Below are 26,827 nucleotides of genomic sequence, written 5' to 3' on the forward strand. Positions count from 1 at the left end.
ATACATGAAGGAGATCGTGACCGGCGGGCTCGCCCTGCCGCCGGCGCCGGGCGAGGAGCGGTACCCCTCCCTCGCCCTCGCCAACAGTGCCGTGGCCCTGCCCGGCGGACAGTTCGCCGACCTGCTCGGCACTCCGGCGGCGGCCGATCGGTGGCTCGGCGATCACGGTCTGGCCCCGGCCGACGCCGGGATGCAGGAGATGTGCGCGGCGCAGCTGCGCTCACTGCGCGAACAGGTGAGGACGCTGCTGGCCTCCCGCGTCGCCGGCCTGCCCGCCCTCCCCGCCGCCATCCGAGCCGTCAACGACGCGATGACCCGGGTCCCCACGGCCCCGCTGCTGCACTGGGACGAGAAGAGCGGCCCCTACCGCGCGACCCCGCACCCGACCACCCAGATACTCGACCACGCTCTGGCGGCCCTCGCGTCGGACGCCGCCGACCTGCTCACATCCCCCGACGCGGAGCGCCTGATCGCCTGCGGCTCCCCGCCGTGCAGCCGGTACGTCCTCCGCCACGGCCGTCGCCACTGGTGCTCGACCCGCTGCGGCGACCGCGCCCGCGCCGCCCGCGCCTACGCCCGCCGGACCCAGACTCCAGGTGAGCAATGACCCCCGCCGCCGGGACCGGATGCGGTCCGGGCTCGCGGGCTCACCGGTGCGCGGTGCCGGTCAGGGCGACCCGGACACGGACCTCGGAACCGAGGGCCTGACCACGAGCCGCGATGCGATGATGCGTCCGTGGTGACAGACGCCGAGTGGGCTCGGATACGCAGGGGCCTGCGGTTCGGGCAGGTCTTCGAGGGCACCGTGGTGCAGGTTCCCCGGCCCGGTGCTGTCGGGATCTTCGTGGACATCGGCCTGGGCGTCGGCGGTTTCGTGGACGTCATGTTGCTGCCGCAGGAGAGCGAGAACTGGCCGGCGGAAGGCACGGTCACCGATTTCGAGATCTGGTGGGCCGACAGCCGCCGGCAGATCCGGCTGAAGCCGACCGACTCCCGCTATCTGCGGGACGACTTCACAGATTTCGTGGAGCGCTTCCGCCCCGATTGGCCGTCCGATGCCGGCCGGCCCGTACCGGACTAAGGCCGCGGAGCCTTCGACGAGGGGGACGCCGGTCGACCGTCGGCCGCTGCCGACCGCTGATCCGAAGGGTCAACTCCAGGGTTCCCGGTAGGGGTTCTCGCCCAGCACCCGCGCCGCGGCCGGGCAGAGGTCTTCGCCGTAGAGCTGGTTGCTGCCGTATGCGGAGCCCCAGAGATCGGACGCGGCCCGGGCCACGGCACGCCAGCTGAATTCCGTCGGTCTGATGTGCCGGCCGGGCCCCCGGCCGCATCGCCTCCCGCCCGGCCGGCTCGGCGGGCAGACCGGGTGATCCTGCTTCAGCGGCGGAACCCGCGTTCAGCGGAGCGCGGGTGCACGTTGAGGAAGTCCTCGAACCACTGATCCGGTTGCAGGGCGGCTGGGATGGGGCAGACTCCAGCGCCGGTCCCCGCGGCGTCCGGGGTATCGCTGTAGCGCCGGTCGTACAGCCACAGTACGTCGTGATCCTGGAAGAACAACTCCGCGCAGGCGTCGAAGTCGTAGTCGTCGCGGTGTGTGGGCAGGGTCGCGTGGGACGGGCTGTCCTCACCGAAATCCGCGCCCTCGGGTGCGTCGTCGAGGGCGAGATGCAGAACCATCTCCTCGGCCGCGCAGGTGGGGTGGGGCCACTTGCCGCGCGCCAGGTCGCCGGCCAGGTCGTCGCACGCACGGGCCAGGCCACGCCGCCACTGCCGGCTCTGGCGCCAGGTGACCCGCGGCAGCCGGGAGAAGAAGCCCCAGGTGCCGTCGTCCTCCTCCAGCACGGGCCGGTCCTGCAGCTCTTCCACGTCGTCGTACGCCGTGTCCGCCAGCCACACGAGCGCGCCGAAGAGCCGGTCGGCCGTGCGCGGGGTGAGCCACCAGCTGCACTTCTCGCAGTCGTCCTTCTCGCAGCCGCAGGCGGCGGGGCAGGGGAAGAGGGAGGCGAAGTCCGGCTGCGGCTCCTCGCGCGCGACGGACGCCTCGGCCATGCGCTGGGCCGCCGCGTACGGGTTGGCGGCCCGGCGCAGCCGCCAGCCCGTCCCGAAGTCGACGTGGACGGGCTCGGGGGACCAGTCGGCCACTTCGTCTCCGCGCGCAGACAGCAGCAGATGGCCCTCCTGCGCGTCCGTCAGGCAGTCCATCCCGGGCAGCTCGCCGGTCGTCTCGGCGGCGAACATGACGGCGCCCACCACGTCGTCCGGATCCTCCTCGCCCAGTTCCTCGTCCGGCAGCGGCTCCCAGCCGCCGGCCGTCGCGGCGTTGAGCACCTTGGCCTGGTCGTACACATGGAACTCACGCAACTGCGCCACCCGGACCACCGGACCGGACAGCTCGGCCAGCCGGGCATCGGCCGGCGAGCGGGTCGCGGAAATGGGCAGCTCCTCCTCCTGGCCGCTCTCCCGTCCCCAGTCGACGCAGGCGCCGGAAGGCCACGCGAACATCGTGGCGGCGTTGATGGGCCATACACCGGCACAAGCCCGCTCAAGAGCCTGCCGGAAGGAGGCGGCGGGGGCGTCCGGCAAACCCGTGACGACCATGTGCGCCGTGTCCTGCTGGCGCGGGGTGAGGGCGCCATGGAGAGCGGAGAGGGAGAGTAAGAGCGCAGCATGCTGGGCCAGGAGCGCGTCGCGGCAGGTCAGGACGGTCTGCAGACAGGTGGGCCCGGCCGGGTGTGCCAGCAGGACGAGTACCCGGCTCTTGCTGCTCGAGTGCTCGCACAAGAAGTCACGGGGAACGGCAAACGCGGATGCCTGGACGGCTGTCATAGGGAAGCTCCAACGGTGCGCGGTCAGCCGGAGTTGACGGCAGACGAGGAGGGGAGCTGCTGGTGGGCGCGGTGCAATCGCATCTCCGGACAGCGTGGAAGCCTGATTCGACTGGTGCCGTCGGTACAAGCGACGACCCGGGTCCGAGCACTGACTCTAACGCGTGTATTCGCATGTGTGCAGGCGGTTTCGGACAATCACCGGTGTCTGAGGTTATAGGTGTTCCGGGAACTCACCAGCACGGCAGGGGGCATGGGCCGCCGCCGGCTCCCAGCATCGGACGCGGGGCGTGGTGCCGGCTGAAGGGACGGCACGGCCGGCCGGCCGTGCATGGGAAACACGCCATGGCCGAAGCACTGGACTGTCGGATTCCGTCTGCCGGCTCCGATCGACGCCGGCCGTGGCGAGCGAGTCGCTCAGCCCACGCCGTGGGCGAGAGCTGGTCTGTCCGTAGGTGACCGGCGGTGGGACTCGGCGCCCGTGCGGAACGGAGGACGGGCGTTCATCACGGGTCGCCGGCCGTGGCGCCCGCGGGCGGGGCCCGGCGGCGGGCGGTGTCGCGCAGGACGGTGTGAGCGGGGCGTCGCCGCGGTCCCGGGGTGTTCCTCGCATCGGGACGGCAGCCGGTTGAGCCACCGGGCGGGGACCAAAGGTTGCCGGAACTGCGCGGTGGTCGTGCAAGCGTGCGCGTACGCGTCCACGGAGGGTGCCGTCGGCACGCGAGCCGTGCGCGGCGGCCGGCCCTCGGGGAGCCGGCGCCCCAGGCACCGCTGCCTGCGGCGGACCGTGTCCGACGGGACCGGCCGGGCGGCTTTCACCGTAATGGCGACGGAGCGCCGGGTGATCGATATCGACCGTCGTCACGTCGCTGACCTGCGCAAGCGATCAGGAGGGAGGGCAGCGGAACCTGACTGGGCGACACATGTGGCGAACCGTCAGGTTGCGGACCTGACGGACTGTCGGTTGCCTCGTGAGTGGAACACAGCAAGCGCAGACCGGTCGGACACTGTTCCTTGGAGGATTCGCATGCGGTACAGACACATGGGTGCAGGAATCGGACTGGCTCTCGGTGCCCTCGGACTGCAGATCCCGTCCGCCGCCGCTGACGACTCGGATGTCAGTATCGAGCCGTGGAACGCCTACCCGGGTGCCACGGTCACGGTCAGTACGCGGGCCTGCGACGCCGACGCGGACTACGGCAAGGGCTTCTCGGACGTGGCAGGGGAGTTCCACCTCTTCGAAGGCGACGAAAAGGGGGTGCTCACCGGCCAGTTCCAGATCCCGGAAGGGGCCAAGCCGGGCAGCGACACAGTGACCCTGAAGTGTCCGCCACTGACCATGGTCAAGGAAACGTACCAGGTCACCGGCCTCCCCCCGAACGGGTCGGTCGGCGCCGGCTTCGGGCCGGCCGAGGACACGGACATGGGGCTCGCCGTGGGCGGCGGGCTGCTCTTCACGGTCGCCGCCGGGGGCGTGCTCTGGATGTGCCGCCGCCCGAACGGCAACCGGACCTGACCGTCCGACATGAGCCAGAGCCCGACCGTGACGGCACCCGGACATCACACCGGCACTCCCCGAGATCCGTTCGTCCCCGCGGTGCGCCTTCTGTGCTGCGTGATGACGGTAGGCGCGGTGATGCTGATCAGCGGGGTGCACGGCGAGAAGCCACCGCGGCCGTCGGCGGCCCAGGCCCTCTCCGTCTCCGCCGATCTCAGCCGCTCCACGGCCCGTGCGCTGCCCCCTGCGGACCCGGTCCGGCTACGGATCGCGGCCATCGGGGTCAATGCCCCGATGACACGAGTGGGCCTCGACGCGGCCGGGGCCCTGCGGACACCACCGCCCGGCGAACCCGGCTACGCCGGCTGGTACGGCGACGGCACGGCTCCCGGTTCGGCGGGAACCGCCGTCGTCGCCGGGCATGTGGACACACCCACCGGCGCACCCGGAGTCTTCTACGACCTCAGCACCCTGACCAAGGGCGCCACCGTCGAGATCACCCGGGCGGACCGGCGGACAGCGGTGTTCACCGTCCGAGCCGTCGAGCTGTACGACAGGGCGAAGTTCCCCAGCAAGAAGGTGTACGGCAGTTCCGGCCGGCCCGAACTCCGGTTGATCACCTGCGGCGGCGGCTACAGCAAGCGCACCGGCTACCTGGGCAACGTCGTCGTCTACGCGGCGCTCACCGCGATGACGTGACCGGCGGGGAAGCGGCCGGCCGTGTGGCTCAGGCCGTGTACGAGACGTGTACCTCCTTGAAGCCGAGCGAGCGCAGGAGGCCCTGCAGCATGGCGGTGGTGTTGGTCTCGGCCCGTGCGGTCAGACCGCTGTCCTTCGCGGCGTCGCCGATGTGCCGTACCGCGAGTTTCTGCACGGCCTGCTCGCTGTTGGGGTTGTCGGAGAACAGGTCGCCGAGCCGGTCGAGCAGGCCACGCTGCTTGGACACGGCGTAGGAGTGGTCGGGGTCCAGGGCCGGCCGGCCGAGCTGGGCGTGCGGGAGCCGGAGGGTGGCGGAGGTGCGGTCGCCGTCGACCTTCACGTCCCTCTCGCCGACCCGGCCGAGGTCCACGTAGGCGTCCACGGTGCCCGCGCCGACGTACAGGGTGCGGGTGCCTCGGATGGCGTCGGGGAGGTACTTGGCGTTCTTCTCCAGGTCCACGACGACCTGGAAGGTGCCGGAGGCAGCCTCGTAATGGCTCATGTCCTGGATGGATTTGAGGAGCGCGGGTCCCGAGCGGTCGTGCGTCTCGGTGCCGAACAGGTCCTTGATGCCCGGGAGCACGGCCAGCCGGATCCCCGCGAACAGCACCGCGAGCACCAGCACGAACGCCGTGAGCAGCTTTGCCCAGCCGGGCATGCGCCGGGGCGGTCTCGTGACGGACGTCGTCATGTCGACGGTCCTCCTTCCTGACCGTCGGATTCCCGCCCCTCGCCTTTCCAGACCCTCGCGTTGGCCGAATGGCGCCCGTATCCGGACGCGATCGAGGGGCGGGCGGCCGAGGCCGAGCGCCGCCCGGGGCACGTCGGCGTGCCCCGCGCGTACGCGGGGATCCTGTCCGGCCCCGCCGCCCCGCTCGTTCCCGGCGAGCCGCCCGCGGACCTCGCCACCCGACACGCACGCGAGCTGAGTCCGCTTCGCCGCCCCCGGCGATCCCGGCGGGGACCGGTACGACGACGAGCGCAGGGCCACGATGCGCAGCGTCGCCGAGTGGCACCAGGGCGACGATCCGCGCGGCGAGGAAAGGCGGGCCCGGAGCCGACGGACGTACGCCGGACGGTCCAGGTCGAGGCCGGTGGCACGGGTGCGGGCGGCGGCGGCGCCGGCGCGCGTCTCGTTCCGCCTTGCGGGCTGACTTCGGGTCAGTCGCGGACTCCGTATCTCATTCTTAAATGATCAACAAGCGATTGAAAATCAGGCATCCCGGACCCCGAAACCTTGTTGAAACGTTTCGATCTTGACTGTTTCATGGGGAGTATTTCCCCATGATTCATTTCGGTGCCGGCCCCTCCGGTCCGCGCTCCATAGTCCGAAAACACCCCGTCAATCTCGTTGAAAAGTTGGCCGCGATGGTATCCGCAGGCGCCTGACCGGGGCCGCAGCACGACGAACGGGGCCGCTGTGGCTGTCCTATGTGATCGTCGTGCGTACAAAATGCGTCACTATCGAAAGGGTTGTTGATCGGGTTAATGTGTCACCTGGAACTGTGTGAACAGTCACTCAGGGAGATGCATGAACTCCTTATCCGTGGGGTCCGCTCAGGCGGTGCGGAATGCTGACAGTCCGAATGTGACGCGGGAGGAGGCATGATGAAGGGGATGCCGCCGGTGGCTCCGCCCGCTGGTTCCGGTTCGCTCGGAACACGGGGAACCGTATTGATGGAGCGCGACGAACAACTCGACCGCGTCCGGGCGTGGTTGGCGGCCCCGCAGCCGACGGCGGGGCAGGTCTTCCTGCTGGAGGGCACCGTGGGCGCGGGCAAGACGGAGTTCCTGCGCGAAGTCACGGAGCACGCCCAGTCCGTCGGGTTCATCACGCTGAACGCCGTCTGCTGTGCCGAGGAGCGGGACCTGCCGTTCGGCGCCCTCAGCCAGCTGTTCGACAGCCCGGCGCTCCCCCCGGAACTGCGGGGCCGCATCTCACCGGTGCTGCGCCGCCTCATGGGGTCGACCCGGGCCGAGAGCATGCACGAGGCCGTGGAGCGCAACAGGGCCGACATCTGGTACGACCTCTTCCTGCCCGTCGTCGAACTGGCCGCCACCGCACCGGTCGTGGTGTGCGTGGACGACATCGACCACATGGACGCCGCGTCGCAGCAGTGCCTGTCGTACCTGGTCCGCCGGCTCGGCTCGGCACCCCTCCTGATGGTGTTCACCGAACGCGCGGAGCCGTGCGGGACCCACCGCCCGTTCCATGCCGAACTCCAGCGCCAGCCCTCCGTCGTGTCCGCCCGGCTCACCCCGCTGTCCCCGCAGGCCGTACGCACCCTGATCGACCTGCGCCTCGGCGCGGGGGCGGCCCGCGAGCTGAGCGAGACCTTCACCACCTACAGCGGCGGCAACCCCCTGCTGCTCGACGCGCTGATACACGACGAGCAACTCGCCGGCGAGGTCCGCCAACAAGGCTACGGACGCGCGCTGTTGAACTGCCTGCACCGCAGCGAGCCCCACACACTGCGGGTCGCCCGCGCCATGGCGGTCTACGGCGACGGCGCCTCGGCGGAGGAACTCGGGGCCCTGGTCGACACGGACGCGGGCACCGTCGAGCGGACGCTGCGCACCATGACCGAGGCCGGGCTGCTGTGGGTCGGCCGGTTCCGGCACGCGCTGGCCGCGCGCACGGTGCTGGACGACCTGCCCCCGGCGGACCGGGAGCAACTGCACCACCGGGCCGCGCGCCTGCTCTACAACCAGGGTGCTCCGGCGGCCGACGTCGCCCGCCACCTCTCCGATGCAGGCCAGGCGGCGGAGCCCTGGGCGCTCCGCGTGCTGCTGGACGCGTCCGCGGAGGCACTGCTCCACGGCGAGGTGCAGCGCGCCCTGCGGTACCTGAACTCGGCGCAGCAGTCGTGCACGAACGAGAGGGACCGCTGGGAGGTCAGGGCCAGGCTCGCCCAGGCCGAATGGCAGCTCAACCCCTCCGCGTCGCTGCGGCATCTGACAGCGCTCACCGAGGCGGTTCGCAACGATCAACTGGACCCCCACGAGACCATGCTGCTCGTGCGGCAGCTGCTCTGGCTGCACCGCACGCCGGAGGCCGCCGAGATCCTGTCGCTGCTCCGCAAGCGGGCGGCGCGGCCAACGGCCACGGGACTCGCGGCCGGGTCCGGCACGCCGAAGCAGCCGGCCGACATGCACGACATGGAGGTGTGGCTGGCCTGCACCTACCCGCCCCTCGCGGGACGGGTGCAGAGCGGGCCTGTGCCCACCGGTCCCGAGGGAGCACCCACCACCCGCGGCCGGAGCTTCTGGCTGCAGTCGATCGGTGCGCTCTCCGGGGGCCTCGTCCGCAGGCGCACCGGCGAGACACAGGAGTGGGCCTCGCACGTCCTCGGTCAGCTCGACCTCAACCACAACGCCCCCTGGGCCGAGGAAGCGACGCTGCTCGCACTGATGTCGCTCGTCTACAGCGGCCGGCTCAGCGACGCGGCCAACCGGTGCCGGAGCCTGGACGAACGCCACAACGGGCGCCTGTCCCCGATGTGGCAAGGCGTCCTGGACGCCGCCGAGGCGGAGATCCGGCTGCGCCGAGGCGATCTCCGGGAGGCGGTGAAGCGAGGCACGTCGGCCCTGGAGCATGTGTCGATACAGGGGTGGGGCACCGCTGTCGGCCTGCCGCTGGGCACACTGATCCTGGCCCACACCCGGATGGGGGAGTTCGACGATGCCGCGGCGCTCGTCAACCGGAGTGTCCCCGAGGAGATGTTCCAGAGCAGGTACGGACTGCACTACCTGTATGCCCGCGGGCACTACTACCTGGCCATGAACCGGACGCGCGCGGCGCTCGGGGACTTCCTCTCCTGCGGCGAACTCATGGGCAAGTGGGGCCTGGACCTGCCCGGCATCGTGCCCTGGCGGAGCAGCGCGGCCGAGGCATGGCTGCTGCAAGGCAACCGGGACCAGGCCAAGCGCCTGATGAAGGAGCAGTTGACCCTTCCCGGGCCGGAGGACACCGTCAGCCGGGCGCTCGCCCTGCGGCTCATGGCCGTGTTCAGCTCGCTGGGGCAACGCCCCCGCCTGCTCGGGGAGGCCGCCGACCTCCTGGAGGCGGACGGCCACACCTACGAGCTGGCCAGGACCCTGTCCGACCTGGGACGGGCCTACCACGCGCTGGGCAAACACCGACGGGCGCGGGTCATCATCCGCCGCGCCTGGAGAGTGGCGCACCTCTGTCAGGCGGAACCCCTGTGCCGGGAGCTGCTGCCGGACACCAGCGCCGAGGCGGGTCTGACGGAGGACGAGGAGCGGACGACGGCCATCGCCTCGCTGACCAACTCCGAGCGCAGGATCGCCTCGATGGCGGTCATGGGGTACACCAACCGGGAGATCGCGGAGAAGCTGTTCATCACGCCCAGTACGGTCGAGCAGCATCTGACGCGGGTCTACCGCAAACTGTCCGTGAAGAACCGTCAGAGTCTGCCGGGCTACCTGCGCAGTGACTCCGGCTGATCCCCCCGGCCGGCGCCACGCCCCGCACCGGCCCGGGAACCTCCGGATCCTCGTCTACCCGCTTCGCCCCGGCCCCGGCGACGAGGTCCGCTCCACGATGCGGTGGGCGGCGCGCAGACCCTGCGCGGTGGCCCGTACGGCGTTGAGCGCCCGGGCGTCCGCGGCGCCGCCCGCGATCTCGAAGGGGACTTCGGCCTGGCGGAGCACGGCGACGACATCGCGTCGGCTCTCCTGACCCGTGGCGAGGACGACATGGTCGGCGGCCACCAACCGCCGTTCCCCGCCGGCTTCGACGACGACGACACCGTACCGGGTGATCTCCTCGTACCCGACACCGGTGAGCAGGCGCACCGAGGCGGCGCGCAGCTCCTCCATGACCACCCACCGGGTGGAGGCGCCGATCCCGGTGCCGATCCTGCCGCCGCGCCGCATCACCGTGACCTGCCGGGAAGCACCTGCCGGGGCGGATGCGGTCCGTCGCACCGGAGCCGCCTGAGACGGCGCGGTGATGGCGCGGGAGGCGAGGAACTCCTCCGGGGTGAGGGCGGGGGAGGAGCCGCAGGCGAGGAGGTGGGCCAGGTCCACGGCGATGCCGCCGCCGCCGATGACGGCGACACGCGGACCGAGCGCGTCGGGGTCGGCGAACGCCTGGACGTAGTCCAGCACATGCGGCAGGTCGACGCCGGGCAGGTCCGGCCGACGGGGGCGGACCCCGGTGGCGAGGACCACCCCGTCCATGGTGCGCAGGAGCGGCAGGTCCCGCGGACCGATCCGGTGCCCCAGGTACACGGGCACGTTCAGACCGTCGAGTTCCAGCGCGCGCTGTCGTACGGTCGCACCGAAGTCGGCCTTGCCCGGCACCCGGGCCGCCAGCCGGAACTGTCCGCCCGGCTCGTCCGCCGCCTCGTACACCTCGACCTTGTGCCCGAGTCCCGCCAGGGTGCGGGCCGCTTCGAGCCCCGCGAGTCCGGCGCCGATCACGGCGTACCGGCCGCGGTGCGCGGGGGACCGGCGGGCCGGGAAGTCGTGTTCGTGGCCCGCCCGCGGATTGACCAGGCAGGACACCCGCTCGGTGCCGAACGACCGGTCGATGCAGGCCTCGTTGCAGGCAATGCAGAGGTCCACCGACGCGCTCGATCCCGTACGGGACTTGTCGACGATGGCCGGATCCGCGAGGAACGGGCGGGCCATGGCCACCAGATCGATGTCGCCCCCGGCCAGCACCTCCTCGGCCTGCGCGAGCTGATTGAAACGGTTCGAGGCGATGACGGGCACCGTGTCGTGCCCCGCCGTCCGCAGTGCCCGCTTGACCTGCTGCGCGTACCCGGCCCACGTCCCGGCCGGCACCTGCGCCTGCACGGTCGGCACCGGGGACTCGTGCCAGCCGACGCCCACCGCGAGCGCGTCGGCGCCGGCGTCGGCCAGCGCGACGGCCAGCGCGGCCGTCTCCTCCCAGGGAGTGCCGTCGGCGACGAGATCGGCGCCCGACATCCGGAAGAGCACAGGGAAGCCCGGTCCCACCGCGGACCGCACGGCCCGCAGCACCTCGACCGGGAAGCGCCGCCGCCGCTCGGCGTCACCGCCCCAGGCGTCGTCGCGGCGGTTGGTGAGGGGCGCGGTGAACTGGTTGACCAGATAGCCCTCGGAGCCCATCACCTCGACGGCGTCGAAGCCCAGCTCGTACGCCGCCACCGCCCCCCGGGCGAAGGCGGCGACGGTCTCGCCGATCTGCCGCCCGGTCATCTCCCGCGGAGTGCTGCGGGAGAACCGGCTGTACACGGCGGACGGCGCCAGGGGGCCCGCGCCGTCCGCACCGGCAGTGCCGGGCAGCGCGTACCGCCCGGCGTGGAAGAGCTGGAGGGCGATGAGACCTCCGGCATCGTGCACCGCGCGGGCGGCCCGGCGCAGCACCGACCGGTGGTCCTCGTCGTCGAGCACCCCGTAACCGGGGCCCCCGGAACCCGCGGCGTCCACCGCGGAGCCGCCGGTGACGATCAGGCCGGCACCGCCCCGCACCCGCTCCGTGTAGAACGCGGCCAGGGCCGCGCCCCCGTCGTCCAGGGTCTCCAGATTCAGGTGCATGGCACCCATGACGATGCGGTGCGGCACCGTCAGGCCGCCGATCACGCACGGCCTGAAGACGTGGTCCAACACCTGCCGCCCCCTCCTGTCGGCTCTTCCGGTCAGGCGTCCCGCGTCGGCCGGGGCGGCAGCTCCAGCGCCTCACCCGCGTCCGCGAAGAACGGCGGCGCGACGACGCTGAGCCCGCCGTCGACGACGAGGGTCTGCCCGGTGATGTAGCCCGCCCCCTCGCCGAGCAGGAACGCGATGGTGTCGGCCATCTCCTGCACGGTGCCCGGCCGGCGCGCGGGGATGCGGTCGAGGACGCCCTGCATGGGCGGCATGCCCTCGACGTTGTAGAAGAACTCCAGCGAATCGGAGTCGATCAGACCGCCGTTGACCGCGTTCACGTTGATGCCGTAGGGAGCGAACTCCACCGCCATGTACCGCACCCATGACTCGATGGCGGCCTTCATACCGCCGAGCATCGCGTAGGTGGGGTAGGCACGGATCGAGCCGTAGGAGGACAGCGCGACGATCCGCCCGCCGTTGTCCATCAGCTTCACGGCCTGCTGCGCCCCGAGCACGAAGGGCCGCAGGTTCATCGCGTACGAGCGGTCCAGGTGGTGCGGGCCGAGATCCACGATGTTCTTGAACGCGCTCGCCGCCGCGTTGGAGACGAAGTGGTCGAGCCGGCCGCAGCGCTGCGCGACCTCGTCGAACAGCGCCGTGACGCCCTCGCTGGTCTCGACGTCCGCCTGGACCGCGAAGCCCTGGCCACCGGCCTCCTCGACCTCGGCGACGGTCTTCTGCGCCAGGTCGGCGTTCTTCTTGTAGTTGACGACCACGGTGCCGCCCCGGCGGGCCAGGGTGAGGGCCAGGGTGCGGCCGATGCCGCGCGAGGCCCCGGTGATCAGGGAGACCTGCCGGCGGTCGGGCGTCTGCTGCTGGGGGCTGTTCATCGGATCGTTCCTTCTCCGTCCCGGGACGTGGCACGCTGGAGCAGCTCGCGGAAGACCACGGCCTTCTGGACCTCGTTGGTGCCCTCCTCGAAACGCTGGGCACGCGCGTCGCGGTACACCCGCTCGATCTTCTGCGACTTCCAGTATCCGAGTCCGCCGTGCACCTGGAGTGCCTTGTCGGTGACGTTCGTCAGCATCGTCACCGCGTGCATCTTCGCCATCGACGACTGCATGGACGCGTCGTCGGCGCCCTCCTCGAAGCGGCGTGCCGCGTGCAGGACCAGCTGGCGCGCGGCCTCGATGTCCGCCGCGTTCTCGGCCAGCATGAACTGGATGGCCTGGCGCTGGGTGAGCGTCTTGCCGAAGGTGACGCGGCTGCTGGCGTACTCGACGGCCAGCTGCTGAGCGCGCTGCGCGAGCCCGACACAGCTCATCGCCACGGAGATCCGGGACGGTGTGAGGAAGCCGCCGAGGAACACCTCCAGGCCCTGGCCCTCCGCGCCCAGACGGTGGTCCACCGGCACCGGGGTGCGGTCGAAGGCCAGCGACGCGTGGTCGGTACCCGTGACGCCCATGGTGTTGGAGGTGTCCTCGACCGTGACGCCCGGGGCGTTGCGCGGCACCAGCAGGGCCACCGTGCCCTCGTGTCCGGTGCTGCCCTCGACCCGCGCGGCCAGCAGGTAGTAGTCGCAGCGCACCCCGAAGGTGATCAGGTGCTTGCGCCCCGAGAGGTAGTAGGTGTCGCCCTCGCGCACCACCGACGTGGTGATGTCGGCGCCGGTGCCGTTGCCCGGCTCGGTGAGGGTGAAGGCGATCTTGATCTCGCCGGTGATCGAGGGGATGACGAAGCGCTTGCGCTGCTCGTCGTCGGCGTGGCCGTCCATCGATCGCCAGATGCCGTTGACCACGTGCACGATCATGCGCACGGAGCCGTGCGAGCGGGAGAAGATCTCCATCAGCTCCATCCAGCGCGCGAAGCCGAGGCCCAGGCCGCCGTACTCCTCGGGAGCGGCGATCCGCAGGAACCCCAGGGCGTTCAGCTCGGCCCACAGCTCCTCGGGCACCTGCCCGGTCTCCTCGATGCGTTCGGCCCACTGCTCACCGGGTCCCTCCACCCACTGTTCGACCTGGGTGCGCAGCTCGTGGAACCGCTGGTTGTCCGTCATGTGCCGCCTCTGTTCTCGTTCCGTCGTTCGGGTCTGCTGTCCGTCCCGCCCCGGCGGGCACCGGGAGGGGACGGGCGGGGTCAGGTGGCGCTCGCCTCGTGCGGCCGCAAACCACGGGCCAGCGCCCGCAGTTCGAACTTCTTCACCTTGCCGATCGGGTTGCGCGGCAGGGCGTCGATCCGCTCCAGGCGCTCCGGCCAGTACTGCTTGGCCACGTCGTGGCCGTCGAGGTACCGCCGCATCTCCTCGAAGGTCAGCTCCGCCTCGCCGGCCGGGACCACGAAGGCGCAGGCGCGTTCGCCGAGGCGCTCGTCCGGCATGGCCACCACCGCGATGTCGTCCACCGCGGGGTGCCCGAACAGCAGTTGCTCGATCTCCGCTACGGGGATCTTCTCGCCGCCGCGGTTGATCACGTCCTTCACCCGTCCGGTGATCCGCAGGTAGCCCTCGGCGTCGATCGTCGCCAGATCGCCCGTGCGGTACCAGCCGTCCTCGGTGAACGCCTGGGACGTCAGGTCGGGACGCTCCAGGTAGCCGTCGAAGACGGTGGGGGAGCGCAGCTCGAAGTTGCCCTCCTCGCCCGCGGGCAGCACGAGCCCCTCGTCGTCGGTGATCCGCAGCTCGATGCCGTCCAGCGCGCGGCCGTCGGACCCCCAGCGCTGCCGGGGCTCGTCGCCGGGTGACGACAGTGCGCCCAGACAGGTCTCGGTGGTGCCGAAGGCCCCGCACACGTCGGTGCCCAGCACCCGCCCGGCCCGCTCCGCGAGGCCGCGCGGCACCATGGCCCCCGTCGCCACGAATATCCGCAGGTGCCGCGGGGTCTCCCCGCTCTCCTCCACGGCTTTCACCAGGTCGGACAGGAACGGCGTCGCGGCCTGTACGAACGTCGCCCGGTGGTCGTTGAGCGACTGCAGGGCCCGCTTGGCGTCCCACTCGGGCTGCAGGACCTGCGGCACGCCGAGCACGAGGGCGAGCACCATGCCGTACAGGAAGCCCGTCTGGTGGGCGAGCGGTGACGGCACCCAGATCGCGTCCTGCTTGCCGAGCCCGAGGTGCCCGATCTCCATGGCGACGGCCCTGACCAGGTTGCGGGTGGGCTGCGTGACGCCCTTGGGCTCGCTGGTGGTGCCCGAGGTGAACAGGAGCTGCGCCGTCATCTCCGGTGCCGGCGCGAGTAAGTCCAGGGCCGCGCGGTCGACCACGGTCGCCGCCAGCGCCTGCTCCCAGTCGTGCACGGTCGTCCCGGCCGCCTGGGGCTCGGGCAGCTGGGCGGAGCCGCCCGCGGCACCCAGCACCACCACATGCTCCAGAGCCAGGTCCGGCCCGTTCTCGGCGACCAGTTCGAGTGCCTCCTCGGCCGGCCGGCGCGAGCGGTGCCGGTCCGCCACGACCAGCACCCGCGCCGCGGAGCGCCTGAGGACGAAACCCAGCTCGCGCTTGCGGAAGAACGGGATCACCGGGCAGCACACGGCCCCGATGCGCAGGGCCGCCAGCGACAGCACCACGAACTCGACCCGGTTCGGCAGCTGGTACGCCACGTTCTCGCCCGGTCGCACACCGAGCCGCAGCAGCAGGGCCGCGGCGCGGTCCACCCGCTCGGCCAGCTCGCTCCAGGTGATCACCTCGTCGCGGTCGGAGCGCACGTCCACGACGGCCGTGTCCTCGGGCCGGGACTCGGCGCGTCGGCGCAGCCACTCCGGCAGGGTGACCCGCGAGGCCGCCTCGGGACCGACGGCCTCGGGCTCCGTCGGCGCGGCACGGTCCCCGGCCGAGGCCGCCGAGCCGTCCTCCACCGACATGGGCACGGTGAGGGTGTTCATCGCGTCGAGGAACGTCGGATACGAGATGCGGTACGCGTGGGGATACGTCAGCGTCGAATGCCCCCGGGCCCGCGACGACGCCACCGCGAGCGACATCAGGACGCGGTGGTCGTTGAACGAGGACAGCTTGGCGCCGGTCAGACCGGCCACGCCGCGCACCCGCAGCGCGTCGTCCGACAGGTCGAGGCGGCCGCCCATGGCGTTGAGCTGGAGCATGGCGGCGGCGCGGTCGGACTCCTTGAGCCGGGTGTGCGCGATGTTGCGGAACACCGACTCGCCGTCCGCGAAGGTGGCGAGGGCCGACAGGATCGGCAGCATGTCAGGGATGTCGCGGCAGTCGACGTCGACCGCGGTGAGCCGCGGCGCGTCCTGCCGGATACGCAGTCCGCCGGCCGCCTCGTCGATCTCCATCGGGACGCCCATGGAGCGTGCGACGTCGAGGAAGTGGAACTCGGGGTGGTCGGCCGGGCCGCCCTCCAGCGTGGTGATCCCGCGCAGCAGCACGTCGCTGGGGTGCAGCGCGGCGGTCGCGATGCCGAACGCGGCCGAGCCGATGTCCGGCGGCAGTGTCAGCTCGACGGGGCGGGCCCGCTGGCCCGGTTCGATGTCGAAGCGCCGCCAGTCCTCGGAGACGGTGACCCGGAGGCCGAACTGCCGCATCATGGCCACGGTCAGTTCCAGGTAGGGGCGCTCGTTGAGTTCGCCCTCCACCTCGATGGTGGTGTGCCGCGTGGCGAACGGGGCCAGCAGGATCAGGCCGGACACCCACTGGGACAGGGTTCCCGCGATGGTGACGCGGCCCCCTGTGGGCCGGCTGGCCCGCACCTGGACAGGCGGGCAGTCGTCGGCCGACTCCAGCTGGACCCCCATCTGTTCGAGGGCGCGCAGCAGGGGGCCGACCGGGCGCCGCCTGAAGTACTTCTGCCCGGTCACCGACACGGGGCGGTCCGACAGGGAGGCCAGGCCGATCATGAAGTACAGCGTGGTGCCGGAGCTGCCGGCGGACACCGCCTCGCGGCGCGGCCGGTACCGGCCGCCGAGACCCCGCACCACGAAGGTGTCGCCCTCCCGGGTGATCTTCACACCGAGGTCGCGCAGCAGCCGCACCGTGTACTCGACGTGCCGGGCGTCGGACAGACCGTGGACGCGGCTGACGCCCTCGGCGAGCGAGGCGAGTATCAGTGCACGGTGCGCGTGGTATTTCGAGTTCGGGACAAGAATCTCACCGGTGACCCGGTGGTGAATTCCGTTGACGAGAAGGTGCATGGGTCCTATTACTCCCTGGCAATGGGCAGGAGGCCGAGGCAGGAAACGGAATCGGTCCGACGGTCGTCGCCCTAGGCTTGGTTGAGCCACAACTCCGCGTGGCTCCGGGTCCGGAACTCTTGGTGTTCCGGCGCGGAAAGCGCGTCCCGGCCGCCTGGGGTGCGCGGGCTTGCGTGCGTGTCCCGGGCCACCCGTGACCCGTCCGCGGGCGCGGTGGGCCGGACGTCCGCGTCGGCCCAGGCGGAGACCAGTGCGACGGCCTGTTCCGGATTGAGCCGGGGGTCGCACAGGCTGGTCCGCCTGAGGGTCTCGCGCTCGAACACGGAGACGTCCGCGGCACATTCGAGGACGTCGTCGGGGGTGGTCTCCAGGTGCAGGCCGCCCGCCGTGCCGCCGGCGTCGGACACGGCCCGGAGGAAACCCCGGACCTCCCGGGCCATGGTCTCCAGCAGGCGGGTCTTGTGACCGTCCGGGCCGGTGACGGTGTTTCCGTGCATGGGGTCGCTGAGCCAGATCACCGGATGACCGGCCAGCCGGACCGCCTCCACGAGCGCGGGCAGCCGCTCGGCGACCAGGTCGGCGCCCATGCGGGCGATCAGCGTGAGCCGGCCGGGTTCCCGCAGCGGATCGAGCTGCTCGCACAGGAGGGTGACCGTCTCCACCGTGGTGGCCGGACCGACCTTCACCGCGACCGGGTTGACGATGTCGGCGACGAGATCCAGGTGGGCGCCGTCCAGCTGACGGGTGCGCTCGCCGATCCACGGCCAGTGGGTCGAGCCGAGCCAGCGGCGCCCGTCACCCAGCTCACGGACCATTGGCAGCTCGTAGTCGAGGACGAGCGCCTCATGGCTCGTCCACATCCGGGGTTCGGCCAGCGGCTGCTGGCCGAAGTGCGCGGAGCCGCGCCAGCCCAGGTGCTCCATGACGTCGCTCGCCGTCATGTACGAGGTGAGCAGGCGCAGCGGATCGTGCCGGCGGTCCTCCGGGGTGGGCTCCGGACCGTTGACCATGTGGCCGCGGTAGACCGGCAGTTCCAGGTCCCCGATCCGTTCGAGCGGCCTGGAGCGCGGCTTGGCGAACTGGCCGGCGATGCGCCCGACCCGTACGACCGGCTTGTGGGCGGACATCTTCAGTGTCGCGGCGAGCATGTCGAGGAGCGCGGACTTGCGCCACACGTACGCGGCGTCGCATTCCGCCGGGTTCTCCGCGCAGTCGCCGGCCTGCACCACCAGGGCATTGCCGCGGGCCACCTGGGCCAGCAGCGCCCGCAGCGCGTGCACGTCCTCCGCCTTGACCAGCGGCGGACGCGCGGCGAGCACCTCCCGGATGCGCCGGACCTGTGACGGGTCGTCCCATTCGGGCTGTTGCAGGGCCGGCTTACGCATGTCCGTCACGGCTTTTCCCACGTCGAGTCTCCGGTGAAATGTCGGTCGAGCTATGACTGAGAAGAAGGGAGAGTGCTTTTTCCGGGCGCGTGGGATCAGGGCGTGCGGGCGCTGCCGAAACACACGTCGAGAATGTCCGCCGGTGTGCGGAGCACGGCATCGGGTTTCTCCGCGAGCAGGGTCTCCTCGTCGGTCTCGCCCCACAGAGCGGCGACGGCGGTGACACCGGCGGACCGGGCGCTGGTGAGGTCGGTGACCGCGTCGCCGACCATGACGGTCCGCGCGGGGTCGGAGCCGAGCACTCCCAGGGCCTTGAGGACGATGTCGGGGGCCGGCTTGGGATGCGCCACCTCGTCGGAGCCGATCACGACGGTGAACAGGGGCAGCAGACCGAGCTGTTCGAGGAGCGAACGGGCCCGGGGGCCGCTCTTGCCGGTGGCGACGGCGAGGCCGACTCCGCGCGCCCGCAGCTGCCTGAGCATCTCCGGGACGCCGTCGAAGACGGGGACGAGCGGGGCGAGCCGGTAGCTCTCACGGACGAACGGGGCCTCCATCTCCGGCGGCAGCCCCATGATCCGCATGATGTCGGGGAAGTAGCGGCCCAGATGCCGCTCGTACTCCTCGAACGGCGCATCGCCGTCCCCCACCACCTCGGCGTAGGCGGTGGTGAAGGCCTGGCGCATCACGGCGAAGCTGTTGACGAGCACGCCGTCGAGGTCGAAGACGACCGCGCTGATCGGCTCCGTCCGGTCGTCGCGGGTGGCGGTGCCTTGGCTGGTTCCAAGACTGTCCATGGTGCGGTGCTGCTCTCTTTCGTGGGGCGGCGGCTTCGGGTGGGGGCCGCTGCCGCCCGGCAGGGGCGGCGGCCCGGGCCGGCCCGGAGGCCGGCCGTGCCGGTCACGGCCGGTGCCGGTCGGGTTTCTCCTGCGCGGCGCGGGCCGAGGAGTAGATCCGCTCGATGGCGCCGATGGTGCGGCGCGCTTCCTCGACGGCCCGGCGCGGTCCGGCCGGGCCCCGCAGCTGGGCGAGCAACTCGTCCAGCTGCCGGTCGTACTCCGTGCCGACGGGCTCTTCGGGTACCGGGACGGCACGGGTGCGGCCGTCTTCGGTGCGGGTCAGTTCCGGGTGCTCCAGACGGTTGGGACTGAAGCCGAACGTGCAGCGCAGGGTCGCGCTGCCCGCGCTGCCGTCGACCCGGATCCGGGTGATGTCGCGCTCCTCGTGCGAGGCCCAGCTCGCGTGCACCGACAGGGAGACACCGTTGTCGGTGACGAGGAACGCGCGGGCGGTGTCCTCGACGTCGATGACCCCGCAGGCCGCCCGCTCGCTCTCCAGCTCCTGCTCGGCCCCCTCGGCGCGCCAGGAGACCCGTGCGGTGTCCCGTGCGATGAAGTCGCCCGAGACCGCACCGGTGACCTGTGCGAACCGCGCGGAGCCGAGCAGCGGGGCGGCGATGTCGAACAGGTGCCACCCCAGGTCCACCAGCGCGCCCCCGCCCGACAACTGACGCCGGGTGAACCAGCCGCCCGCGTCCGGCACGCCCCGGGCACGCACCCAGGACAGCTCGATGTGGCGGACGGTTCCCAGGTCGCCGGCGCTCGCGAGCAGGGCCCGTACGTCGGCGCGGTGCCGGGCCGCGCTGCCCGCCAGAAGCCGTGCGCCACCGGCATGTTCGGCCTCGGCCAGCCGCTCCGCCTCCGCGGACGTCAGGCACACCGGCTTCTCCAGGAAGACCGGCAGGCCCTTGCGCAGCAGGCCGCTGGCGATCTCGCAGTGCAGGTGGTTGGGGACGGCCACGATGGCCAGGTCCACCTCTGCGGGATCCATGGCGTCCATGGCGGCCAGGACCGGGGTGTCCGGCGCGTCGGCGGTGACGGCCGCGCGCGAGGCCGGGTCGGGGTCCACCGCCGCGCTCACGGCGAAGCCGGGGTGACGCCGCAGCCGCGGCAGCCAGATGGACCGGGCCGCCCAGCCGAGCCCCACCACCGCGGTGCGGACCGGCCGGCCGTCCTGGTGTGCCGTGGTCATGAGCCGAGGACGTCGGCTATGACGGCGGCGACCTCGTGCATCTGCTCCTCGGTGCCGAGCAGCGTCCGGTGGTGCAGCCACAGGCAGTCGGCCGTCAGCGCCTCGGAGTTCGGGCAGCGGCGGCCCAGTTCGTCCGCCGACAGGTCCGGGGCGCCCATCTCCCAGAAGGCGTCCGTGCGGTAGATCGAGCGGAACGCGACGAACGCGGGGACACCGCGCTCGACGAGGGTGTCCACGACCTGCGCGCGCCGCTCCTCGGTGATGCCGGGGACCCGGAACATGGCCATGTAGTGCGGGTTGCGGTCGGCCCGGGGGTCCAGCCGCTGAGGCACCACACCGGGGATCTCCGCGAGTAGCGAGGACAGCAGCGGCCAGCGCTCCTCGCGGGTCTGGATCTGCCCGTCGAGGCGTGCGAGCTGGGCGCGCAGCACCGAGGCGGAGAACTCGTTGAGCCGGAAGTTGGAGCCCGACGTGCGGTGGAAGTAGCCGCGGTCGCCGCGGGGGCGTCCGCAGCTGTGCCGCACGAAGGCGTGCTCCGCCATCTCCGCGGTCGGGAACAGCACCGCACCGCCCTCGCCCGCCGTCATCAGCTTGCCGTTCTGGAAGGAGAACGCGGCGACCGAGCCGAGCTCGCCCACGCGCCGGCCGTTCCAGGTGGCGCCCTGGGCGTGTGCGGCGTCCTGGATCAGCGGCACGCCGGAGTCGGCGGCCAGCTTGTCGAGGGCGTCCATGTCCGCGAGCTGGCCCGCCATGTGGACCGGCATGATGGCGCGGGTCTTCGAGGTGACGGCCTTCGCGGCCTCGGCCGGATCGATGCAGTACGTCTCCGGGTCCACGTCCACCGGCACCACGACCGCGCCGAGCCGCTGAGCGGCCTGGGACGAGGAGATGAAGGTGAAGGCCGGCACGATCACCTCGGTGCCGGGCCCGACACCCATGACCTCCAGGGCCAGTTCGAGGGCGTGGGTGCCGTTCGTGACGGCCAGCGCGTGCCTGGCGCCGTGGTACTCGGCGAACTCCCGCTCGAAGGCGTCGACCTCGCCGCCGCCCATGCGCCACCACTGGCCCTGCTCCAGTGCACGCATCAGGGCGGTCCGCTCGGCGTCGTCGTACTGGGGCCACGCCGGAAGGTCTGAGCCCAGTTGCACACCACTGCTCATGCTGTTTCTTACTCCTTCGGTCAACGCGCATGCGAATGCTGCCGCAGCGATCGCCGCGGAGGCGCGACACGGAACCGCCCGTCACGGACCGGGTGTCCACGCGGACGCCGGCACCGGAACACCACCTCGGCGCGGTACGCGCGCCTGGCCGGGCAGGCCGGCAAGCACCCCCGGCGGGGTCGGCCGTCGCGATGGGCACGCTAACCCAGTGGCCGGCGGGGCGTCATTCCCCTTGGGGACCCCCCTATGTGCCCCCTTGTGACTGCGGACATACCGAGTTCCGGTGTCCGCCTGCCAATGTGAGTGCTGCAAAAAACCACTTCCCGATGGATCCGTATAAGGCGTGGTGCGCATTGAGCAGGCTCCTGTTGATGAACGGACCGAATCTCGGCATACTCGGGAGGCGTCAGCCCGAGATCTACGGAACGGACACGCTCGCCGACATCGAAGGATGGGTCGCCGAGGAAGTGGCCGAACGCGGCTGGAAAGTCGAAGCGTTCCAGCACGACGGTGAAGCGGAGATGATCCGCACCATTCAAGCCAACTACGACACCGCCTGCGCGATCATCAATCCCGCGGCCCTGATGATGGCCGGCTGGGGACTGAGGGACGCGCTGGCCGACTACCCGCGCCCGTGGATCGAGGTCCACCTCTCCAACGTCTGGGCCCGCGAACAGTTCCGGCACCAGTCGGTGACCGGACCGCTCGCCGCCGGGGTGATCTTCGGCCTCGGCGCCGTGGGCTACCGGCTCGCGGCCCGCGCGCTGCTGGAGAAGGTCACCGACCGCTGACGCGGAGCCACCCGCCGCGCCGGATCACGCTGTTCCCGCCGAACCCCCTTCATGACTTCCGCACGGACCCGACCGAGAACCGAAAGCCGAGGACACGCCACCATGCTCAAGGGACAGACGGCGGAATCAGTGCTGGCCGCTCACCGCGACCGGCTGCGCCCCATCGACCGGATGATTCCGGAGGCCCACCCGCTGCCCGAGCCCTCCGACGGCCAGGAGCTTCTGGAGGTGAACGGGGCGCGGGCCCTGCTGACGCACACCCGTGTCGACCCCGACGCGCTGGAGGCGGTGCTCGGCCCGCTGGACCGCTGGGAACTGACCCCCCTGGTCTCCGGGCCCGACGAGATGGCCGCTCTGCTCACGCACTGGAAGCAGCACATGGAGAGCCACCCCGAGAGCCCCGGCGCGGACTCCATGGCCGCCGTCGAGTGGCCCAGCCGCGACGTCGCCATGACCCGGGTCCTGCGCGCCTTCGGGTTCGTCCCCGAGTTCGTGATGATCGGCCGGCTCAACGGTACCGAGCTGGTACCGGAGTCGGGCAAGGTGCGCGTGCGCCGGGCCACCGTCGAGGACAGCGAGGCGGTGTTCGAGCTGCAGATGGTGGAGACCCGGTTCGACGCCGCGGTCAGCGGTGCCGTCGAGCGCGCCACCACCGAGGCGCTGCTGCGCGAGGAGATCACCGCGTCCTTCAAGGGCGACGACCCGCTGATCTGGGTCGCCGAGTACGAGGGCGAGATCGTCGGCATGCACCGGGGCGAGGACTTCTCCGAGCCGCAGCAGGCATGGCTCGCGACGAAGATCACGGCCAGCCCGGTCGCGCACCTGGTCTGCCAGGCCGTCAAGGAGGGCTACCGCAGCCTGGGCATCGGCACCTCCCTCGCCCACCACGTCCACGCCGACCTGGACGCCATGGGCATCGGCGCGGCGGTCGGCTACCACGCGATGTTCAACCCGATCTCCACGCCCTTCTGGCACCGCCACGGCTGGCGGCCGTACTGGAACCGCTGGATGCGCACCCCGGCCGTCTGATCGGCACCCCGGCGAGAATCCTTACGAATCCTGTGGAGTGGAACATGCTGGTGAAGGCGCTGGAGGAGCGGGCCGACTCCGTCGCGGATCTCACGGCCCTCGAATGCGAGGGCGTGGAGCTGACCTACCGGGAGGCCCACGAGCAGGCCAACCGGCTCGCCCGCCACCTGGTGGCCGCGGGCGTCGGGCCGGACCGTGTCGTCGCGGTGATGCTGCCCCGCTCCACCGACCTGCTGGTGACGTTGCTGGCGGTACTCAAGGCGGGCGGGGCCTATCTCGCCCTCGACCCGGAGCACCCCGCCGAACGCGTGGCCTTCCAGGTCCGCGACGCCGCCCCGGTCGCCCTGGTGACGTCGACCCGCATCGACGCCGACCGCACCGATGTGGGCGTCCCCCGCATCGTGCTGGACGACCCCGCGACGGCCGCGACGCTGGCCGCACTGCCCGCCGGCCATCTGGCGGACGCCGAGCGGGCGGCCCCGCCGAAGCCCGAAGACCTCGCGTACATCATCTACACCTCGGGCTCCACCGGCACCCCCAAGGGCGTCGAGATCCCCGTCCGCGCCCTGCACAACCTGCTGGAGGCGATGCGGGAGCGGCTGTCCCTCGGCCCCGGCGACCGCATGCTGTCGGTCACCACCGCCACCTTCGACATGTCGGTGCCCGAGCTGTTCCTGCCGTACTACACCGGTGCCCGCGCGGTCATCGCGCCCCGTGCCACCGGTCAGGACCCGCAGGCGCTGGGCGATCTGATCGTCCGCGGCCGGATCGGCACCGCCCAGGCCACCCCCACCCACTGGCACATGCTGGCCACCGTCACCCCCGAGGTGCTGCGCGGCCTGCGCATCCTCATCGGAGGCGAGGCACTGTCGGAGAAGCTGGCGGCGACGCTGCTCGACCTCGGAGCCGAGGTCGTCCAGTGGTACGGGCCCACGGAGACCACCGTGTGGTCCACGGTGCACCCCCTCACCCGCCCCGAGGACGCGGCCGTCATCGGCAAACCCCTGCGCAACACCCTGCTGTACGTCCTCGACGAGGAGCTGGTGCCCGTCGAGCCCGGCACCGAGGGCGAGCTGTTCATCGCCGGCGCCGGCGTGGCCCGTGGCTACCTCAACCGGCCGGAGCTGACCGCCGAGCGCTTCCTGCCCCACCGTTTCGGGGACGACAGCACCCTGATGTACCGCACGGGCGATGTCGTGCGCCAGCGCGCCGACGGCGCCCTCGAGTACGTCGGACGTGCCGACCATCAGGTGAAGCTCCACGGCTTCCGGGTGGAACTCGGCGAGATCGAGGCCGCCCTCGAACGGTCCGACGACGTCGACCAGGCGGCCGCGACGGTACGCGAGGACCGGCCCGGCGACCGGCGCCTCGTGGCCTATGTGACGGCCGCCCCGGGCCGGGTGCCCGACGTAAAGGCGCTGCGGGACTTCGTCGCGGACACCGTGCCCCTCTACATGGTGCCGTCGGCCGTGGTGGCCCTGGAGGAGTTCCCGCTCACCCCCAACGGCAAGCTCGACCGCAAGGCGCTGCCGGCACCCGTCGTCGCGCCCACCGCCATGGTCGAGACCCACCTCACGCAGTCGGAGCTGCTGCTCAGCCGGCTCTTCGCCGAGGTGCTCGGCGTGGCGCAGGTCGGACCGCGAGACAGCTTCTTCGACCTCGGCGGCTCCTCGGTGCTCGCGGCACGGCTGCTGGCCCGGGTGCGCTCCGAGATGGACCTGGAGCTGTCGATCCGGATGCTCGTGGAGTCCCCGACGCCCGCCGAGCTGTCCCGGCGGCTGACCGGTGAGGAGCCGCAGGACTCCTTCGACGTCCTGCTGCCGCTGATGACCAAGGGCTCCGCACGGCCGCTGTTCTGCATGCGCCATCTCGGCGGCACCGCCTGGTGCTACGGGGTGCTCGCCCAGCACTTCAGCCTGGAGTACCCGATCTACGGCCTCCAGTCGCACACGTTCCAGGAGTTCGACACCCCCGTCGACACCATCGCGGCCATGGCGGCGGACTACGCGGACCGCATCAAGGGCGTGCAGCCCGAGGGGCCGTACCGCATTCTGGGCTGGTCCTTCGGGGGCATCCTCGCCCACGCCGTCGCCGCCGAGTTCCAGAAGCGCGGGGAGGAGATCGAGTTCCTCGGCGTGTTCAACACCAACCCGCACATCACGGACATGGAGGACCGTGACGAACAGGGCCTGATCGAGCTGATCCTGCTGATCAACGGCAAGGACCTCACCACGTACGAGCGCCCGCTCAGGTACGAGGACATCGCCGAGTTCGCCGACATGGCGACCAACTACGCCTGGCACGGCAGGAAGAGCGCGGCCGAAACCTTCGTCGAGACCATGCTCACCGACCTCGGCGCCTGGAAGGCCCACACGCCCGAGAAGTACAGCGGCGCCATGCACCTGTTCGCCGCCGATCCCAGCCCGGTGGCCGAAGCGGCCTCCAGCGAGGCATGGGCGCCGTACGTCGCGGGCGAGATCGTGCGCCACGAACTGGGCTGCGGCCACGAGGAGATGCTCAGCAGCCCGCGCGTGCTCCGCCAGGTCGCCGAGATCGTCACTGGCCACCTCGGGGACTGACCCGACCAGGAGACAGCCATCCCTCACCACCTGGGCATCGACGTGGGCGGCACCAAGGTCGCCCTGCGCGCCGAGCACGCGGACGGCACCATGCGCGAGGCCGGCTTCCGCTGGCCGCCGGCCACGGACCGGCCCGCGCACGCGGCGGCCGACCTCGACCTGCTCGCCCGGCAGGTCCGCGAGCTGTGCGGCGGCGCCCCGGCCGGGTTCGCGGGCGTCGGTGTGGCGATGCCCGCCACCCTCGACGCGGCGGGCGTGGTCACCGCCTGGCCCAACCGGCCGGGCTGGACCGGCGCCGACCTCGGCGGCGCGCTGCGCGGGATCTTCGGCGCCACCAGGGTGGCCTGCGCCGACGACGGGGACCTCGCCGCGCTCGCCGAGGCGCACGCGGCGGACCGTCCCGATCTGCTGTACCTCGGAGTCGGCACCGGCGTCGGCGGCGGGATCGTCCTCGGCGGCAGACTGCTGCCCGGTCCGTCCCGGGGCTCCTGCGAGATCGGCCACCTGATCGTGGACCGGTCCGGAGCACGCTGTGACTGCGGGCGCCGCGGCTGTGTGCAGTCCGTGGCCTCCGGCCCCGCCGTACTGCGCCGCGCCGCTCGTGCCCGCGGCACCGAGGTGACCTTCGCCGAGCTGGCGGGGGCTCTCGCCGACGGCACGGGGTGGGCCGCCGACGCCGTACGCGAGGCGTGCGCGGCGCTGGCCGCGGCCGCCGTCGGGGTGAGCGAACTGCTCCGTCCCGCGCTGGTCGTGGTCGGCGGCGGGTTCGCCGACGGCCTGCCGGGCTTCACCGCCATGGTCGCCGAGGAAGCGGCGCGACTGGCCCGCCCCGGCCACCCGCCGCCGCCCGTGGAGCCCGCCCGCCTGGGCGGATCGTCCTCCCTGCACGGCGCGGTCCTGTTGGCCAAGGAGGCGTCACAGCAGAACTGAGACCGGGGGATGCCGGGGGCCGACGTCCGCAGTCGCCGAGAGCGGGAGCCTTCGCCTGCCGCGGCGAGGGACGGTCTCTCCCCCCGGCGTGGCCGCAGACGGCGGTGCTTCCGCGCGTGGTCGCGAGCGGCGGTGCTGCCGCGCGGCCGTAAGCGGTGGTG

Annotated in this window: 19 protein-coding genes; 9 read left to right on the forward strand and 10 right to left on the reverse strand. The window is 71.8% G+C overall.

Features of this window, described 5'->3' with window-relative positions; all coding sequences use genetic code 11:
• Window positions 1-4: 4 nt before the first annotated feature.
• Both ACF073_RS12025 and ACF073_RS12030 read left to right on the forward strand, forming a co-directional pair.
• Window positions 5-607, forward strand: coding sequence for a CGNR zinc finger domain-containing protein (locus tag ACF073_RS12025; protein WP_392068843.1), 603 nt, complete (start codon window positions 5-7; stop codon window positions 605-607).
• Window positions 608-736: 129 nt separating this feature from the next.
• On the forward strand, window positions 737-1,081 hold the full coding sequence (locus ACF073_RS12030; protein WP_392068845.1) for a S1 RNA-binding domain-containing protein: 345 nt from the start codon (window positions 737-739) through the stop codon (window positions 1,079-1,081).
• Between the two features lie 296 nt (window positions 1,082-1,377).
• On the opposite strand, the gene ACF073_RS12035 is transcribed toward ACF073_RS12030, so the two are convergent.
• Window positions 1,378-2,781 (reverse strand): hypothetical protein, encoded by a 1,404-nt coding sequence (locus ACF073_RS12035; protein ID WP_392068847.1) that lies wholly within the window; start codon window positions 2,779-2,781, stop codon window positions 1,378-1,380.
• Window positions 2,782-3,867: 1,086 nt separating this feature from the next.
• Between ACF073_RS12035 and ACF073_RS12040 the strand changes: the two genes are divergently transcribed.
• Together ACF073_RS12040 and ACF073_RS12045 are read left to right on the forward strand one after the other, a co-directional pair.
• Window positions 3,868-4,341 carry a sortase gene (locus ACF073_RS12040; RefSeq protein WP_392068849.1) on the forward strand — a complete coding sequence of 158 codons (474 nt, stop codon included), beginning with the start codon at window positions 3,868-3,870 and terminating at the stop codon, window positions 4,339-4,341.
• A gap of 102 nt (window positions 4,342-4,443) precedes the next feature.
• A complete protein-coding gene (locus ACF073_RS12045; protein ID WP_392068851.1) occupies window positions 4,444-5,022 on the forward strand; it encodes a class F sortase in 579 nt (192 codons plus the stop codon).
• A gap of 28 nt (window positions 5,023-5,050) precedes the next feature.
• Here ACF073_RS12045 and ACF073_RS12050 read toward each other — a convergent pair whose 3' ends face one another.
• Window positions 5,051-5,713 carry a DUF4230 domain-containing protein gene (locus tag ACF073_RS12050; RefSeq protein ID WP_392068853.1) on the reverse strand — a complete coding sequence of 221 codons (663 nt, stop codon included), beginning with the start codon at window positions 5,711-5,713 and terminating at the stop codon, window positions 5,051-5,053.
• 986 nt (window positions 5,714-6,699) lie between these two features.
• Here ACF073_RS12050 and ACF073_RS12055 point away from each other — a divergent pair.
• Window positions 6,700-9,489 (forward strand): LuxR C-terminal-related transcriptional regulator, encoded by a 2,790-nt coding sequence (locus ACF073_RS12055; RefSeq protein WP_392068855.1) that lies wholly within the window; start codon window positions 6,700-6,702, stop codon window positions 9,487-9,489.
• Between the two features lie 54 nt (window positions 9,490-9,543).
• Here ACF073_RS12055 and ACF073_RS12060 read toward each other — a convergent pair whose 3' ends face one another.
• The 8 genes from ACF073_RS12060 to ACF073_RS12095 all read right to left on the reverse strand — a co-directional run bounded on the left by ACF073_RS12060 (window position 9,544) and on the right by ACF073_RS12095 (window position 21,337).
• Entirely contained in the window at window positions 9,544-11,643 is a 2,100-nt protein-coding gene (locus ACF073_RS12060) for an FAD-dependent oxidoreductase (protein WP_392068856.1), read from the reverse strand.
• Between the two features lie 29 nt (window positions 11,644-11,672).
• Window positions 11,673-12,512 carry an SDR family oxidoreductase gene (locus ACF073_RS12065; RefSeq protein ID WP_392068858.1) on the reverse strand — a complete coding sequence of 280 codons (840 nt, stop codon included), beginning with the start codon at window positions 12,510-12,512 and terminating at the stop codon, window positions 11,673-11,675.
• Window positions 12,509-13,678: an acyl-CoA dehydrogenase family protein gene (locus ACF073_RS12070; protein ID WP_392068859.1), complete on the reverse strand. Its 1,170-nt coding sequence runs from the start codon at window positions 13,676-13,678 to the stop codon at window positions 12,509-12,511. The genes ACF073_RS12065 and ACF073_RS12070 overlap by 4 nt, the downstream gene beginning before the upstream one ends.
• Window positions 13,679-13,758: 80 nt before the next feature.
• On the reverse strand, window positions 13,759-16,764 hold the full coding sequence (aroA, locus tag ACF073_RS12075; protein WP_392068860.1) for a 3-phosphoshikimate 1-carboxyvinyltransferase: 3,006 nt from the start codon (window positions 16,762-16,764) through the stop codon (window positions 13,759-13,761).
• 71 nt (window positions 16,765-16,835) lie between these two features.
• Entirely contained in the window at window positions 16,836-18,170 is a 1,335-nt protein-coding gene (locus tag ACF073_RS12080; RefSeq protein WP_392068862.1) for a 3-deoxy-7-phosphoheptulonate synthase, read from the reverse strand.
• A 74-nt stretch (window positions 18,171-18,244) separates the two neighbouring features.
• Window positions 18,245-18,943 (reverse strand): HAD-IA family hydrolase, encoded by a 699-nt coding sequence (locus ACF073_RS12085; protein WP_392068864.1) that lies wholly within the window; start codon window positions 18,941-18,943, stop codon window positions 18,245-18,247.
• Window positions 18,944-19,046: 103 nt separating this feature from the next.
• On the reverse strand, window positions 19,047-20,177 hold the full coding sequence (locus ACF073_RS12090; RefSeq protein ID WP_392068866.1) for a Gfo/Idh/MocA family protein: 1,131 nt from the start codon (window positions 20,175-20,177) through the stop codon (window positions 19,047-19,049).
• Window positions 20,174-21,337, reverse strand: a complete 1,164-nt coding sequence (locus ACF073_RS12095; protein WP_392068867.1) for a DegT/DnrJ/EryC1/StrS family aminotransferase — start codon at window positions 21,335-21,337, stop codon at window positions 20,174-20,176. Before ACF073_RS12095 ends, ACF073_RS12090 begins: the two co-directional genes overlap by 4 nt.
• A gap of 371 nt (window positions 21,338-21,708) precedes the next feature.
• Between ACF073_RS12095 and ACF073_RS12100 the strand changes: the two genes are divergently transcribed.
• The 4 genes from ACF073_RS12100 (at window position 21,709) to ACF073_RS12115 (ending at window position 26,666) form a co-directional block, all read left to right on the forward strand.
• Window positions 21,709-22,128, forward strand: a complete 420-nt coding sequence (locus ACF073_RS12100) for a type II 3-dehydroquinate dehydratase (protein WP_392068869.1) — start codon at window positions 21,709-21,711, stop codon at window positions 22,126-22,128.
• A gap of 102 nt (window positions 22,129-22,230) precedes the next feature.
• Window positions 22,231-23,157, forward strand: a complete 927-nt coding sequence (locus ACF073_RS12105; protein WP_392068871.1) for a GNAT family N-acetyltransferase — start codon at window positions 22,231-22,233, stop codon at window positions 23,155-23,157.
• 44 nt (window positions 23,158-23,201) lie between these two features.
• Window positions 23,202-25,736 (forward strand): amino acid adenylation domain-containing protein, encoded by a 2,535-nt coding sequence (locus ACF073_RS12110; protein WP_392068874.1) that lies wholly within the window; start codon window positions 23,202-23,204, stop codon window positions 25,734-25,736.
• A 42-nt stretch (window positions 25,737-25,778) separates the two neighbouring features.
• Entirely contained in the window at window positions 25,779-26,666 is an 888-nt protein-coding gene (locus tag ACF073_RS12115; protein WP_392068876.1) for an ROK family protein, read from the forward strand.
• Window positions 26,667-26,827: the final 161 nt, after the last annotated feature.

This window comes from Streptomyces sp. NPDC015171, assembly GCF_043079545.1.
Taxonomy (GTDB): Bacteria; Actinomycetota; Actinomycetes; order Streptomycetales; family Streptomycetaceae; genus Streptomyces.